Annotated in this window: 14 protein-coding genes; 13 read left to right on the top strand and 1 reads right to left on the bottom strand. The window is 29.4% G+C overall.

All coding sequences use genetic code 11. The features are described from left to right. Nucleotides 1-12 precede the first annotated feature (12 nt). The 6 genes from ABXT47_RS04760 (at nt 13) to alaS (ending at nt 7199) form a co-directional block, all read left to right on the top strand. Nucleotides 13-582 carry an SOUL family heme-binding protein gene (locus ABXT47_RS04760; protein WP_415307989.1) on the top strand — a complete coding sequence of 190 codons (570 nt, stop codon included), beginning with the start codon at nt 13-15 and terminating at the stop codon, nt 580-582. Then, a complete protein-coding gene (locus ABXT47_RS04755) occupies nt 583-945 on the top strand; it encodes a GFA family protein (protein ID WP_415307988.1) in 363 nt (120 codons plus the stop codon). Between the two features lie 6 nt (nt 946-951). Further along, nucleotides 952-1878, top strand: coding sequence for a uridine kinase (locus tag ABXT47_RS04750; protein WP_415307987.1), 927 nt, complete (start codon nt 952-954; stop codon nt 1876-1878). Then, on the top strand, nt 1878-3173 hold the full coding sequence (locus ABXT47_RS04745) for a TolC family protein (RefSeq protein ID WP_415307986.1): 1296 nt from the start codon (nt 1878-1880) through the stop codon (nt 3171-3173). Before ABXT47_RS04750 ends, ABXT47_RS04745 begins: the two co-directional genes overlap by 1 nt. A 105-nt stretch (nt 3174-3278) precedes the next feature. Beyond that, nucleotides 3279-4427, top strand: a complete 1149-nt coding sequence (gene recA / locus ABXT47_RS04740) for a recombinase RecA (RefSeq protein WP_415307985.1) — start codon at nt 3279-3281, stop codon at nt 4425-4427. A 102-nt stretch (nt 4428-4529) separates the two neighbouring features. Further along, nucleotides 4530-7199 (top strand): alanine--tRNA ligase, encoded by a 2670-nt coding sequence (gene alaS / locus ABXT47_RS04735; protein WP_415307984.1) that lies wholly within the window; start codon nt 4530-4532, stop codon nt 7197-7199. Here alaS and ABXT47_RS04730 read toward each other — a convergent pair. Next, complete coding sequence (locus ABXT47_RS04730; RefSeq protein ID WP_415307983.1) at nt 7192-8406, bottom strand: NADP-dependent isocitrate dehydrogenase; 1215 nt, start codon at nt 8404-8406, stop codon at nt 7192-7194. The two genes, alaS and ABXT47_RS04730, sit on opposite strands and share 8 nt — an antisense overlap. Nucleotides 8407-8483: 77 nt before the next feature. On the opposite strand from ABXT47_RS04730, the gene ABXT47_RS04725 reads away from it, so the two are divergent. Genes ABXT47_RS04725 through guaA form a run of 7 tightly spaced genes read left to right on the top strand, consistent with a single transcriptional unit; the run spans nt 8484 to nt 14586 of the window. Then, on the top strand, nt 8484-9131 hold the full coding sequence (locus tag ABXT47_RS04725) for a phosphatidylserine decarboxylase (protein ID WP_415307982.1): 648 nt from the start codon (nt 8484-8486) through the stop codon (nt 9129-9131). A gap of 3 nt (nt 9132-9134) precedes the next feature. Continuing rightward, complete coding sequence (pssA, locus tag ABXT47_RS04720; protein WP_415307981.1) at nt 9135-9938, top strand: CDP-diacylglycerol--serine O-phosphatidyltransferase; 804 nt, start codon at nt 9135-9137, stop codon at nt 9936-9938. Next, complete coding sequence (locus ABXT47_RS04715) at nt 9939-10850, top strand: glycosyltransferase (protein ID WP_415307980.1); 912 nt, start codon at nt 9939-9941, stop codon at nt 10848-10850. Continuing rightward, nucleotides 10851-11462 (top strand): RlmE family RNA methyltransferase, encoded by a 612-nt coding sequence (locus ABXT47_RS04710; protein WP_415307979.1) that lies wholly within the window; start codon nt 10851-10853, stop codon nt 11460-11462. It abuts the gene before it with no gap. 37 nt (nt 11463-11499) lie between these two features. Next, nucleotides 11500-12576 (top strand): IMP dehydrogenase, encoded by a 1077-nt coding sequence (gene guaB / locus ABXT47_RS04705; protein ID WP_415307978.1) that lies wholly within the window; start codon nt 11500-11502, stop codon nt 12574-12576. Beyond that, nucleotides 12576-13031, top strand: a complete 456-nt coding sequence (locus ABXT47_RS04700) for a tetratricopeptide repeat protein (protein ID WP_415307977.1) — start codon at nt 12576-12578, stop codon at nt 13029-13031. The genes guaB and ABXT47_RS04700 overlap by 1 nt, the downstream gene beginning before the upstream one ends. Continuing rightward, nucleotides 13021-14586: a glutamine-hydrolyzing GMP synthase gene (guaA, locus tag ABXT47_RS04695; protein WP_415307976.1), complete on the top strand. Its 1566-nt coding sequence runs from the start codon at nt 13021-13023 to the stop codon at nt 14584-14586. Before ABXT47_RS04700 ends, guaA begins: the two co-directional genes overlap by 11 nt. Nucleotides 14587-14608 lie beyond the last annotated feature (22 nt).

Here is a 14608-nt window from a genome sequence, read left to right as displayed (position 1 = left end):
CACCACATTAAAATGAAAAAAATTCTATCGATTGTAATTCTTGGTTTAATTATAACCTCTAATAGTATGGCTTATGAAGAAGCAAATTACGAGGTGGTGAAAAAAAATGAAATTTATGAAATTAGAAAATATTCTGATCGTTTAGCCATCGAAACAGAAATATCAAATGAAGGTAGTAGTTTTAGAAAATTATTTAACTACATTTCTGGTGATAATAAAAATAATGAGGAAATTAAGATGACAACACCAGTTACTCAGATAGAAAAAAAAGGAAGTATGACTATGCAGTTTTATTTACCTTCAAGATTTAATAAAGAAAATACACCAATTCCATCTAACTCCGATATAAAGATTTTAAATATTAAAGAAGGTTATTATGCAGTTATTAGATACTCAGGAAGAGCTTCTGATAAAAACTTTATTAAGCATAAAGATATTTTACAAAATGAATTAAAAAAAGATGACATATCAATTTTGAGCGCACCTATTAAAGCAACTTATGATGGACCTTTCACACTGCCTTTGCGCAGAAGAAATGAAACAATGTTTGAGATTAATATAAAAAATAAAGGAGAAATATAAATGAAAAAACTAAAATGCCATTGTGGAGAAGTAGAAGCAGAAATAAATGTACCTGATAATTTAGAAAAAGTTTTAAAATGCAATTGTTCTATTTGTAAGAGAAAAGGAGCAATAATGTCTATGGTTAAGAATGAAGACTTTAAGATTATTAAAGGTGAAGACAAGTTAAAGCTTTATCAATTTCATTCAAAAATCGCAAAACATTATTTTTGTTCTAATTGTGGAATTTATACACATCACAATCCAAGAGCCAATCCAGCTATGACAGGATTTAATCTTGGATGTATAGATGAAATAAATACTTTTGAATTGAAAAATATTGCAGTCAACGATGGTCAAAACCATCCACTTGATAAAAGATAATTTTTTATGCAACAAGTTAATAATTGTTTTCTAAAAGTAAAAAAAGATTGTCTTAAATTTATCTCTTCTCAAGAAACAAAAAAAGATAAATTTAAAAATAAAGATAAGATGATTAAATCTTTTTTAATCCCAGTAAGTTTTTGGATATCAAAAAGAGCCAATAAAAAAAGACCATTAATAATTGGTTTAGCAGGAGGACAGGGTTCAGGGAAAACAACCATCTCATCAATTTTAACCTTAATCTTACAAAAGTATTTTAAATTAAAAGTTTTTAAAGTCTCCATCGATGACTTTTATAAAACAAGAAAAGATAGAAAATTATTATCTAAAAATAAACACCCTTTATTAATGACACGAGGAGTTCCTGGAACTCATGATATAGATTTAATGTTGAGTTTTTTCAAAAAAATTAAAGGTAAAAATTTTAAGAGTTTGCAGGTTCCAACATTTGACAAAGCGATAGATGATAGATGCTCAAAAAGCTCATGGCACAAAATTAAAACAAGGCCCGATGTTATAATTTTTGAAGGTTGGTGTGTTGGAGCAAGAGCTCAATCAAACAGTCAACTCAAAAAACCAATTAACTCGCTTGAAAAAGTATATGACGAAGAGACCAAGTGGAGAACTCATGTTAACAATCAGTTGAAAACTAAATATAAGACATTATTTAACCAATTAGATGGACTGTTGTATCTAAAAGCTAAAAATTTTAATTTATTAAGAGAATGGAGATTAAAACAAGAGAGAAAGCTTTGGGTTCAAACAAAAAATAAGAAAAACCTAAAGATTATGAGTAGTGGGGATGTGATAAATTTTATGCAAACATATCAAAGAATTACTCAACAAATGTTTAAAGATGCGTTAAAAAGTTCATCTATAATAATGAATTTAAATAGTAATCATCAGATTGAAAAGATAAAATTTAAGAACTAATGAAAAAAACGATTTTAATACTATTTTCAATTCTGTTCTTAAATCAACATGTCTTGGCTGTAACTTTATTTGAAGCTCTTACAGAGGCTTATAAGAATAATACTGACTTAAATGCTGAGAGAGAAAATATTAATATTTCAGAAGAAGATTTAAAGATTTCAAAAGGTAACTACTTGCCTACGGTCACAATTTCAGGAAGTAAAAGTCAAGAAGACACAAGTAAGTTGACAAATAGAACAGGAGTTGAGCAATCAGTTAACGATGTTGATCCTTCCATACAATCTATAAAAATCGAACAAACGTTAATAGACTTTGGTAGAAATGCTGATGTTCAAAAAAATAAAATTGGAATTAACCTTACAAGTGCAAAACTATTAAAAAAAGAACAAGAAGTTTTATTAAAAGCAATCGAAGTTTATTCAGGATTAATATTAGCTAATGAAAAATTAAAAATCAATCAAAGTAATCTTAGTTTATTAGAACGACAAGTTGAAACAAATAGAGCGAGGCTTGAAAGAGGTCAAATTACTCTATCGGATTTAGCTCAATCTGAGTCGTCATTAGCTGAAGCTCAAGCAAATTTTATTCAATCTCAAAATGAAATTGTATCAAACAAGTTAAATTATGAAAATGTGATTGGACCTATTATGGATATAAATAGTTTAAATAAAAGTTTTGATATCAATCTTATGCTTCCAAGCAACTTGAATGATGCAATTAATACTTCAAAAAAACATAATCCTGAATTAATTATAGCAAAGTTAGAATATGAACAATCAGAAAAAGATATAATTATTTCACGATCAGACTTAACACCTTCTGCAAAACTTTCCTATGAAAGTTCTAGATCTCAAGATTTAAGCTCATCATATGATGAGCGCAATAAGAATATTTTAAAAGCAACTGTTACTTGGCCAATATACTCGGGTGGGAAAAATAGAGCTTCATTAAATAAAAGTCGAAATATACAAAGTAGAAAAAAATTATTATTAAATAGTGTTACAAAAAACAACAATAGTAATGTAGCTATTTCATGGTCCACACTACAGTCTTCAAAAAGTTTATTGAATTCAGTTAAGTCGCAAGTTAAAGCAGCAGAGATTGCAAATGAAGGAATAACGGTTGAGTATGAATCGGGACTTGGAAGATCTACTTTGGATGTTATTCAATCTAATTCTATTCTACTAAATTCTAGAATTGCTTTAGCAAATTCAGAAAGAAATTACTTCCTTGCTCAATTTAGTATTTTGAAAGCTATCGGTTTATTAAATAGTAGCCATCTAAAACTTAAGTAATAGAGCCAATTTTTCATTAAAAAAATTAACTATTGATAATAAGAACAAAATGTGTACATTTAACACACGATTCGAACACTAATTATTTAATAAAAAAGGCATAAAATGACTAAAAACAACTTAAAAGTAGTAAAAACTACAAAAGCACAACAAGCAGAAGGCAATGAAAAAAATAAAGCATTAGACGCTGCAATAGCACAAATTACAGATAATTTTGGAAAAGGTTCTGTAATGAAGCTTGGCCAAAGAAGAGCAATGGATATTGAATCAGTATCAACTGGCTCTTTAAGTTTAGATGTAGCACTTGGAATAGGTGGATTACCCAAGGGAAGAGTTGTTGAAATATATGGACCAGAATCATCTGGAAAAACAACCTTAGCTTTACAGGTAGTTGCAGAAGCTCAAAAAGCTGGTGGGATTTGCGCATTTATAGATGCAGAGCATGCTTTAGATCCAGTTTATGCAAAAAAACTTGGAGTAGATACAGAGGAATTATTAATTTCACAACCAGACACAGGTGAGCAAGCATTAGAAATAGCTGATACATTGGTTAAATCAGGCTCCATTTCTGTAATTGTTGTTGATTCAGTTGCCGCATTAACGCCGAGAGCGGAAATCGAAGGAGAAATGGGAGATCACCATGTTGGACTTCAATCAAGATTAATGAGTCAAGCTTTAAGAAAATTGACAGGTTCAATCTCAAGTACGAATACTATGATGATTTTTATTAACCAAATTAGGATGAAAATTGGAGTAATGTTTGGAAGTCCAGAGACCACTTCAGGTGGAAATGCACTTAAGTTTTATTCATCTGTAAGAATGGACATCAGACGAATTGGTGCTATTAAAAATGGTGACGAAATTATTGGTAACTCAACAAGAGTTAAAGTAGTTAAAAATAAAGTAGCTCCTCCATTCAAAGTTGTAGAGTTTGACCTTATGTATGGCAAGGGTATTAGCAAAGTGGGTGAATTGGTTGACCTTGGAGCAAAAGCTGACATTGTTGAAAAATCTGGAGCCTGGTATGCGTATAAAGGTGAAAAAATTGGACAAGGACGAGAAAATGCCAAGATTTTTTTAGAGGAAAATCCAAAAATTGCTGCAGAAATAGAAATGGCAATAAGAGAAAAAGCTGGAGTAATAGCAAAAAAAATTGAGGGAAATCCACTTGATCCAGAAAAAGCTGCAAAAGATCAAATAGAAGACCCTGCTGTGGAAACTAAAGAAGAAGTTACACCACCAAAAAAGAATTAGTTAAAGTAAAGTCATCTTTAATTATTAAAAGGCGCTTAGTTTAAGCGCCTTTTTCCCCTACACTTACCTAGACATCAAATAAAAAAGCTGTATTTTAAATATATGGCTGACAAAACACTAAATCAAATTAGAACAACTTTTTTAGATTATTTTGAAAAGAATGATCACAGGATAGTTGAGTCTAGTAATCTAGTTCCAAATAATGATCCAACATTAATGTTTGCAAATTCAGGAATGGTACAATTTAAAAATGTATTTACTGGATTAGAAAAAAGAGATTATAAAACAGCAACAACCTCACAAAAATGTGTGAGGGCAGGTGGTAAACATAATGACCTTGAAAATGTAGGTTATACACCAAGGCACCATACATTTTTTGAAATGCTTGGAAATTTTTCTTTCGGAGACTATTTTAAAGAAGAGGCAATAAGTTATGCATGGAATTTAATAACTAAAAAGTTTGGAATTGATAAAAACCGTCTTTATGTAACAGTTTATCATGATGATGAAGATGCATTCAACTTTTGGAAGAAAATAGCTGGCTTTAGTGATGATAGAATAATTAAGATAGCTACATCAGATAACTTTTGGTCTATGGGTGACACAGGACCTTGCGGACCATGTTCAGAAATATTTTATGATCATGGTGATCATTTAGAAGGTGGTTTACCTGGTACTAAAAATGAAGATGGAAACCGATTTATAGAAATATGGAATTTAGTATTCATGCAATACGAACAAATTTCAAAAGATAAAAGAATAGATTTACCAAAACCATCTGTGGATACAGGCATGGGTCTTGAGAGAGTAGCTGCACTATTGCAAGGAACACATGATAACTATGAAACAGATCATTTTAAAAAATTGATACTATCTGCATCTGACACATTAAGTGTTAAAGTAGATGAGGTTAATCAATCTAGCTTTAGAGTAATAGCGGATCACTTAAGAGCAAGCTCATTTTTATTGGCAGAGGGTGTTTTGCCATCAAATGAAGGCAGGGGATATGTGCTTAGAAGAATTATGAGACGTGGAATGAGACATTCACATTTACTAGGTTCTAAAAAACCGATCTTCTACGATATCTTTAAAACACTCTTAGAAGAAATGTCTAATAGCTATCCTGAGTTAGAAAGAGCACAATCTTTAATAAAAGAAACTTTAAAAACAGAAGAGGAAAAGTTTTTAGTTTTATTAGATAGAGGAATAAAAATCTTAAAAGAAGAGTTGAGAAAAGTGGAAAAAGTATTACCCGGTGAGGTAGCATTTAAACTTTATGATACATTTGGTTTCCCTTTAGATTTGACCGAAGATATTTTAAAAAATAAATCATTAACAGTAGATGTGAAGAAATTTGATTTATTAATGAAAGAAAGTAAAGAATTAGCAAAAAAAAATTGGAAAGGATCAGGGGATAGCTCGGTCGATCAAATATGGTTTGATATAAAGGATAGATTAGGAGCAACTGATTTTTTAGGATATTCTACAAATAAAGCACAAGGTGTGATTACTTTGATTCTTAAAAACAATAAAGAGGTAAAAAATCTTCAAGAAAATGATGAGGGAATTATAATTACAAATCAAACACCTTTTTATGGGGAATCAGGAGGCCAAGTTGCTGATACAGGAATAATCTCTAATGAAGTTTTTGAATTTGAAGTATTTGATGTTCAAAAAAAATTAGGAGATTTATTTGTTCATTACGGAAAAGTTAAAAAAGGTTCAGTCAAACTACAAGACAGTGTTGAATTAAAAATAGATATACAGAGAAGAAATAATATTAGAGCCTACCATTCTGCTACTCATTTATTGCACGAAGCATTAAGAAGAGTTTTAGGTGAACATGTAACTCAAAAAGGATCTTTAGTTGAATCTGATCGTTTAAGATTTGATTTTAGTCATATGAAGCCAATCTCAAAAGAGGAGATGGAACAAATTGAACAATATGTTAACTCAATAATTCAAAAAAAATCAGAGGTGAAAACAAGAATAATGACGCCTAAAGAAGCTGTTGAGAATGGTGCCCTAGCTTTATTTGGAGAAAAATATGGCGAAGAAGTGAGAGTTTTGTCTATGGGGGATGAGGAAGGTAAATTTTTCTCAACAGAACTATGTGGAGGAACGCACGTTATAAATACAGCTGACATTGGAAAATTTAAGGTTATAAGCCAATCATCTATTGCAGCAGGCGTAAGGAGAATTGAAGCATTAAGAGACACACAGTTAGTTGGCTTTTTAAAAGAGAAAGAAAACTTATCTAATCTATCAGATCAAAAAAATGAGGCAGTTATAAAAGAATTAGGGACAAAGATTATTAAATTAGGAGGAAAACCTAATCTTCAAAATAGTGATCAAGTAGCCTTGATAAAAGACCTTAATAGACAATTTGATCAACTTTCGGTTAGCTCAATATTAAAAGATAAAGAAAAAAATAAAATCAATGATCAAATCATTAATGGATTTAAAGTAAGGTTTCAAAATATTGTAGATTTACCATTTAAAGATCTACGTAAGTTAATTGATGAAGGAAAAAAAGAAATTGGTGAAGGATTAGTAATAATTTATGCAATCAATGACAATAAAGTTGGATTAGCTGTAGGTGTTACCAAAACATTAGAAGACAAGTTTGATGCTGTAAAAATTGTTAGAGCTGGATCAGAAGTTATTGGTGGTAAAGGTGGTGGTGGAAGAGCTGACTTTGCCCAAGCAGGGGGAACATTGCCCAATAAAATTGAACAGTCTTTTGAAAATATTAAAAAATTAATTAATTAAGTTTTTTTTTAAGCTGACCATCTAGCTCATCTAAGAAACCATTAGTAGTTAAATACTTACTTGAAGGACCAATTAAAATTGCTAAATCTTTAGTCATTGATCCATTTTCAACACAATCAATACAAACTTTCTCTAAAGTTTTTGAAAAATTAATCAGTTCTTTGTTTCCATCTAATTTGCCTCTATGTGCAAGACCTCTAGTCCAAGCAAATATAGATGCAATTGGATTTGTAGAGGTTTCTTTACCTTGTTGATGCATTCTATAATGTCTAGTTACAGTTCCATGTGCTGCTTCAGACTCCATTACTTTTCCATCTGGAGTTAATAGAACACTAGTCATTAAGCCTAAAGAACCATATCCTTGTGCCATAGTATCAGATTGAACATCACCATCATAATTTTTACAAGCCCAGATATATTTACCACTCCATTTCATTGCACATGCTACCATGTCATCAATTAGTCTGTGTTCATAAGTAATCTTTAATTGTTCAAATTTTTCTTTAAATTCCTCATCAAATATTTTTTGAAAAATATCTTTAAAACGACCATCATATTGTTTTAGGATTGTATTTTTTGTTGATAAATAAACAGGCCATTCTTTAATCAAACCATAGCCAAAACAAGACCTTGCAAAGTCTTCTATTGATTTATCTAAATTGTACATTGATAAAGCTATGCCTGGCCCAGGAAAGTTAAAAACTTCATATTTTATTTCTTGGCTACCATCTTCAGCTGTCCATTTAACTTCCATTTTACCTTTTCCAGGAACTTTAAAATCTGTTGCTCTATACTGATCTCCAAATGCATGTCTTCCAATAATTACAGGGTCTGTCCATGAAGGTACTAATTTAGGAATATTTTTACAAACTATTGGTTCTCTAAACACAGTTCCTCCAATAATATTTCTTATAGTTCCATTGGGAGATCTCCACATTTTTTTTAAATCAAATTCTTCAACACGAGCTTCATCTGGTGTGATTGTTGCACATTTAATACCAACACCAATTTTTTTAATTGCAGCTGCGGAGTCAATAGTTATTTGATCATTGGTATCATCTCGACTTTTCATACCTAAATCAAAATACTCTATGCCCAAATCTAAATATGGAAGAATAAGTTTACTTTTAATAAACTCCCATATTATCCTTGTCATTTCATCACCATCAAGTTCTGCAACTAGGTTTTTAACCTTAATTTTAGCCATATTTGAATAATATATATTAGTAATTGTAATTTAGTGCTTTATATACATATTAATAAAAAATTATCAAATATAAGCTTATGTTAAAGAAAACTTTTCCAAAAATTCATTCAGAAGGATACAAATTTTTAGCTATCGCTATATTTGTAACAATTTTTTTATATTTCCTAAGCACCTTTTTAGGATTAATTGGATTTATACTAACTATATGGGTTTATTATTTTTTTAGAGATCCAGAACGAATTTCGATAAATGATGAAAATTATCTAACTAGTCCAGCAGATGGTGAAGTTTTAATGATACATGAAGTTGATGGACCAAAAGAGTTAGGTTTAGAGGATAAAAAATTTACAAAGATCAGCATCTTTATGAATGTCTTTGATTGCCATGTAAATAGAACACCTTGTGATGGTAAAATTTCAGAAATACTTTATAAACCAGGAAAATTTTTAAATGCATCGCTTGATAAGGCAAGTGAAGACAATGAAAGAAATTATTATAAAATAATAAATAACCAGAATGAAGAGGTTATCGTTGTTCAAATTGCAGGATTAATAGCTAGAAGAATCGTTTGTGAATCTAACAAAGACCAAAAACTTCAGCAAGGTGAAAGAATTGGAATGATTAGATTTGGGAGTAGAGCAGATGTTTATTTTGAAAATTATGAAACATTGGTAAAAGTGGGACAAAAAACAATTGCTGGTGAAACACTATTAGCTAAAAGATAGCTTATGGAAAAGCCGAAAAATAATTTTAAGATTGTATCAGATAAAAAAGCTAGAATGCTTTTACCAAATGCATTAACATTAATAAATGTTTGTATTGGATTAAGCTCGATTAAATTTGCACTAGATTCAAAATTTGAACTATCCATAATAGCTATTATTTTTGCAGCAATTTTTGATGCCCTTGATGGTAGGGTTGCAAGATTATTAAAAGGAACTTCATTAGTAGGAAAAGAGCTAGACTCATTGGCAGATCTAATAAGCTTTGGTGTGGCACCAGCTTTTATAATGTATTTTTGGTCATTGAATAATCTCGGTAAATTTGGCTGGTTGCTTACAATGATTTTTGTGGTTTGTGTTGCTCTTAGACTTGCACGTTTTAATGTAAGTTCAAATTCAGAACCATCATGGAAAGATAATTATTTTGAAGGCGTTCCTTCTCCAGCAGGTGGAATATTAATATTAATGCCACTAATATTTAGTTTGAGTGAGTTTAATTTAATCAATATTAATCATAATATTATAGTTCCAATATTTTTTATTTTGATATCATTTTTATTGATCAGTAAGATTCCTACGTTTGCATTTAAAAGAATAACTATACCTCGTCGAATGACAATTTTTGTATTATTTGGAATAGTATTATTCTGTGGACTTTTATTAATTTATACATTTAAAGTTTTGCTTATTTGTGGGCTGATCTATATTTTTTTACTACCAATTGGATATTTAAACTATCAAAGTGTTTATAAGAAAAAATTTTTAAGTGGTGAAATAAATGATAACGATGAATTAGAAGACATATTATAAATGAAAAAAAATGTAATTGTATCGTTAGCTGATTCAAATTATTTTGAATTGCTTAATGAATTAATTGACTCGATTAAGAGTTTTGAAAAAAGTAAAGATATAGCAATTTGTATTTTAGATGCTGGTTTATCAAATGAACAAAGAACTATACTATCTAAAAAAGTTGATGAAATTAAATCAGCGGAATGGGATATAGAAGTTCCTGCATTTAAAGTTAAAGGGAAAGAATGGCTAAAGAGTCAAGTATCAAGGGCATTTTTACCAAAATATTTTCCTGATTACCAAAAATTTTTATGGATAGATTGTGATGCCTGGGTGGGGGATTGGAATGCAATAGAGCTTTATTTTAAAGCTTGTGAGAATGGTAAATTAGGAATCACACAAACATTTACACCTGGATATAAAGATATGTCCAAAGTTAATTGGATATTTGGACAAATTGCAATAATTAAATCTCAAAATTTTAAACACGCTATAAAATCAAAAATTGGAATAGATAAAGCAAGGAAACTTGCTTTTGCACCACATATTAATATTGGTGCTTTTTCTCTAGAAAAAGATTCTGTTGGATGGATTACATGGCAAAAAAATTTAGAAGAAACATTAAAATCTGGAAATATTTTTGGATCAGAACAGTTAGCAATAAATATGTCAGTTTATATTAACCATTTAGAAACAGAATTTTTACCTCATAATTGTAATTGGTTAGTCAGTAATCTTTTACCAAAGTTTAATGAAAAAGAACGAAAATTTGTTGAACCTTATTTGCCAAATCATAATATAGGTATAATTCATCTTGCATCTGGAATTTGGGATGGTGATAAAGATATGAGAGTTCATAAAGAGATAAAAATTGATATTAAAACTATAGAAAATAAAACTTTATCAAAAAGCTTAAGGTTTGGTCGTTAATTGAAAAAGAATAAAATTTCAAAGAACTGGATCAATAAACAAAAAAGAGATATTTATGTCAGGCAATCCCAAGTGGATGGTTACAGAGCAAGATCAGCTTATAAATTGATAGAAATCGACGAAAAATTTAAGATATTAAAAAATGGTATATCAGTGATTGATTTAGGTGCTTCACCAGGCAGCTGGTCTCAATATATTTCTAGGAAAGTAAGGAGCGGAAGATTAGTTTCTATTGACATAAAGGGTATGGAGGAAATCGATAATACAATTCAAATTAAGGGTGATTTTACAGAAATAGGTTCACAGGAGAAGATTAAAGGATTTTTTAATTCAAAAGTTGACGTCGTAGTGTCTGATATGGCTGTTAACACAACGGGCATAAAGGATATTGATGCTATCTATACAGGTGAATTGGCTATGGAAGCGATGAACTTTGCTAAGAAAATGCTAGTTAATGAAGGACGCTTTGTCTCTAAGATTTTTTTAGGCTCATCATTTAATGAGATAGTTGCTTTAGGGAAAAAAATATTTAAAGAAGTGAAGGTATTTAAACCTAAATCTAGTAGAAAAGAATCTAAGGAAAGTTTTATTATTTGTAAAACTTTAAGATAGAGACTTTAATTTTAAAAGGAATCATATATAAATGATTATGGATCCTATAAAAGAAGCACTCACCTTTGATGACGTCACAATGGCACCAAAATACTCAGAAGTCTTACCTTCTGAAGTAGACACTAGTACAAAATTATCAAATGATTTAATTCTGAAAATTCCATTATTATCCTCAGCAATGGATACAGTTACTGAGAGTAAAATGGCCATAGCCATAGCTAAAGCTGGAGGTATAGGTGTCATACATAGAAATTTAGATATTAAAAAACAAATTAAAGAAATCAAAAAAGTAAAAAAATTAAAATTATTAGTTGGTGCAGCTGTTGGAGCAGGTCCACTAGAACTTAAAAGAGCTGAAGCAATTATAAAAGAACAAGTAGATCTAATTGTAGTAGATACTGCACACGGTCACAGCAAAAAAGTTGCAGAAATGATAAAAGCAATAAAAAAAATAAAAACTAAGAAAACAACTTTATGTGCTGGAAATATAGCTACAGCAAAAGCAGCAAAATTTTTAATAAAATTGGGAGTAGATATTGTTAAAGTTGGAATTGGACCAGGATCAATTTGTACGACAAGACTTGTAGCGGGTATTGGTGTGCCCCAGTTAAGTGCAATACTTGAAGTAAAAAAAAGTGTTACAAATAATAAAACAAAAATCATCTCTGATGGTGGAATTAAATACTCAGGCGACATTGCTAAAGCTTTATCTGCTGGAGCTGATGCAGTCATGATAGGTTCTTTGTTTGCAGGAAGTTCAGAAGCGCCTGGTAAATTAATTAAAAAAAATGGGAAATTATTTAAAAGCTTTAGAGGAATGGGATCTGTTGGTGCAATGAACAAAGGATCTGCAGATAGATATTTTCAAACAAAACAAAAAGACATATCTAAATATGTACCTGAAGGAGTAGAAGGTTTTGCAAAATATAAGGGTGATGTTAAAGATATAATTTATAAATTAATTGGTGGACTAAAATCTTCTATGGGATATTTGGGAGCAAAAAAAGTCCCCAAGCTTAAGAATAATCCTAATTTTGTAAAAATAACCAAAGCTGGTTTTTATGAAAGTATGGTTCATAATGTCGATGAAGTAACAAATGATAATAAATATTAATGATTAAAATAATTAGATTTACTTCAATTTTTTTTATAGTTTTAAATTTAACAAATTTAACAAATTTAACAAATTTTGCAAAAGCAGAAAATCTTTTTTTAAAAGAAGGAAAAATAAAATATGCTGAAAAAAAATACGATGAATCAAAATTTTTATTTCAAAGAAGTATAGTTTTTAATCCTAAAGATCAGGACTCATATTTATACCTAGCAAAAATTTATAAATTTGAAGATAATAAGAAAGAGGAAGAAAAAAACATTAATACAGTACTTTTATTGGATCCACAAAATGAAGAAGCAAATTATCTATTAATGGAAATAGAACTTAAAAAATCTAATTATTCAAAAGTTAAAGAATTAGTAGAAAATTTTACTATGATTTGCAGCCAATTATGTGAAAAAAAAAATTTCATTCTAAAATCATTAAAGAATTTAGAGCCTAAAGATGAATCGTAGTAATAATTTAAGTAAAATTTTAATAATAGATTTTGGATCTCAATTTACCCAATTAATTGCGAGGAGAATTAGAGAATTTGGGGTTTTCTCAGAAATTATTAGTCACAAAAAAATTAAAGCAAACAATATTGTTAAAGAGAGCATAAAGGGAATAATTCTTTCTGGTGGCCCTCTAAATGTTTATCAAAATAACAAATTTAACTTTGATAAAAAAATTTTAAAGCTTGATATACCTGTACTTGGCATATGTTTTGGACATCAAATTCTTTCAAAAGAATTAGGTGGAAGTGTTAAAAAGTCAAAAAATAGAGAGTTTGGTTTAGCTACTATTAACAAAGTATCGAATAGTATTTTGATTAGAAATTTTTTTAATAAAAAAAATACTAGCGATGTTTGGATGAGCCATGCCGATCAAGTATCTAAAATGCCAAAAAATTTTAAGGTTGTTGCATCAACAAAAAATTCTAAGTTAACAATAATAGAAAATTCTAAAAATAATTTTTATGGTGTTCAGTTCCATCCAGAAGTAACACATACAAAAAAAGGTAAAATTTTATTACGCAACTTTCTTTTTCTTGTATGTAAGGTTAAAAGAAATTGGTCTTCAAAAGATCAAAAATTAAGACTAATTAATGACATTAAAGAACAAGTAGGTAATAACAAAGTAATTTGTGGACTATCTGGAGGTGTAGATAGTAGTGTTGTTGCACAACTATTAAGCAAAGCAATTGGAAAAAACTTGACATGTATTTTCGTTAATAATGGTTTGTTAAGAAAAAATGAAGAAAAACAAGTAATTGAAACATTTAAAAAAAAATTAAAAATAAATTTGATTTATGTAAATGCTGAAAGAGAATTTTTTAAAAAACTAACAAACATATCTGATCCTGAAAAAAAACGAAAAATAATTGGAAACCTTTTTATTAAGATATTTGAGAGATATGCTAAAAAAATTAAAAATGTTAAATTTCTTGCACAAGGAACTCTTTATCCTGACCTAATTGAAAGCAAATCAGTGACAGGTAGTCAAACATCAAAAATTAAATCACATCACAACGTAGGTGGTCTACCAAAAAAGATGAGATTGAAATTAGTAGAACCACTTAAATTTTTATTTAAAGACGAAGTTAGAAAATTAGGATTAGAGCTTAACTTATCTAAAGAAATAATATCTAGACATCCTTTTCCAGGACCTGGCTTAGCTATAAGAATGCCAGGAATTATAACAAATAAAAAAATAAAAATTTTGAAGGAAGCAGATTTTTATTTTATTAAGGCTTTAAGAGAGCACGGATTATACCATAAGATTTGGCAAGCTTATGCAGCTTTACTCCCAGTAAAAACTGTTGGTGTTATGGGAGATAATCGTACTTATGAACACATTTGTCTATTAAGAGCAATAACATCTGAAGATGGAATGACTGCTGATTTTTTCGATTTTCCGAAAGGTTTTATGCAATCAATTTCTAATCAAATTGTTAATAATGTTAGAGGAATCAATAGAGTAGTTTATGATGTTACTTCAAAACCACCAAGTACTATTGAATTAGAGTAAAATTTTACTATAGAATACAAAA

The sequence above is a fragment of the Candidatus Pelagibacter sp. Uisw_099_02 genome (genome assembly GCF_047727625.1).
Classification (GTDB): domain Bacteria; phylum Pseudomonadota; class Alphaproteobacteria; order Pelagibacterales; family Pelagibacteraceae; genus Pelagibacter.
This window is presented reverse-complemented; position numbering and strand designations above follow the sequence as displayed.

Excerpts from the sequence above, each read along its gene's own strand:
- ABXT47_RS04760 (WP_415307989.1), top strand. The coding sequence starts at position 13 with ATGAAAAAAATTCTATCGATTGTAATTCTTGGTTTAATTATAACCTCT.
- ABXT47_RS04755 (WP_415307988.1), top strand. The coding sequence starts at position 583 with ATGAAAAAACTAAAATGCCATTGTGGAGAAGTAGAAGCAGAAATAAAT.
- ABXT47_RS04750 (WP_415307987.1), top strand. The coding sequence starts at position 952 with ATGCAACAAGTTAATAATTGTTTTCTAAAAGTAAAAAAAGATTGTCTT.
- ABXT47_RS04745 (WP_415307986.1), top strand. The coding sequence starts at position 1,878 with ATGAAAAAAACGATTTTAATACTATTTTCAATTCTGTTCTTAAATCAA.
- recA (WP_415307985.1), top strand. The coding sequence starts at position 3,279 with ATGACTAAAAACAACTTAAAAGTAGTAAAAACTACAAAAGCACAACAA.
- alaS (WP_415307984.1), top strand. The coding sequence starts at position 4,530 with ATGGCTGACAAAACACTAAATCAAATTAGAACAACTTTTTTAGATTAT.
- ABXT47_RS04730 (WP_415307983.1), bottom strand. The coding sequence starts at position 8,406 with ATGGCTAAAATTAAGGTTAAAAACCTAGTTGCAGAACTTGATGGTGAT.
- ABXT47_RS04725 (WP_415307982.1), top strand. The coding sequence starts at position 8,484 with ATGTTAAAGAAAACTTTTCCAAAAATTCATTCAGAAGGATACAAATTT.
- pssA (WP_415307981.1), top strand. The coding sequence starts at position 9,135 with ATGGAAAAGCCGAAAAATAATTTTAAGATTGTATCAGATAAAAAAGCT.
- ABXT47_RS04715 (WP_415307980.1), top strand. The coding sequence starts at position 9,939 with ATGAAAAAAAATGTAATTGTATCGTTAGCTGATTCAAATTATTTTGAA.
- guaB (WP_415307978.1), top strand. The coding sequence starts at position 11,500 with ATGGATCCTATAAAAGAAGCACTCACCTTTGATGACGTCACAATGGCA.
- ABXT47_RS04700 (WP_415307977.1), top strand. The coding sequence starts at position 12,576 with ATGATTAAAATAATTAGATTTACTTCAATTTTTTTTATAGTTTTAAAT.
- guaA (WP_415307976.1), top strand. The coding sequence starts at position 13,021 with ATGAATCGTAGTAATAATTTAAGTAAAATTTTAATAATAGATTTTGGA.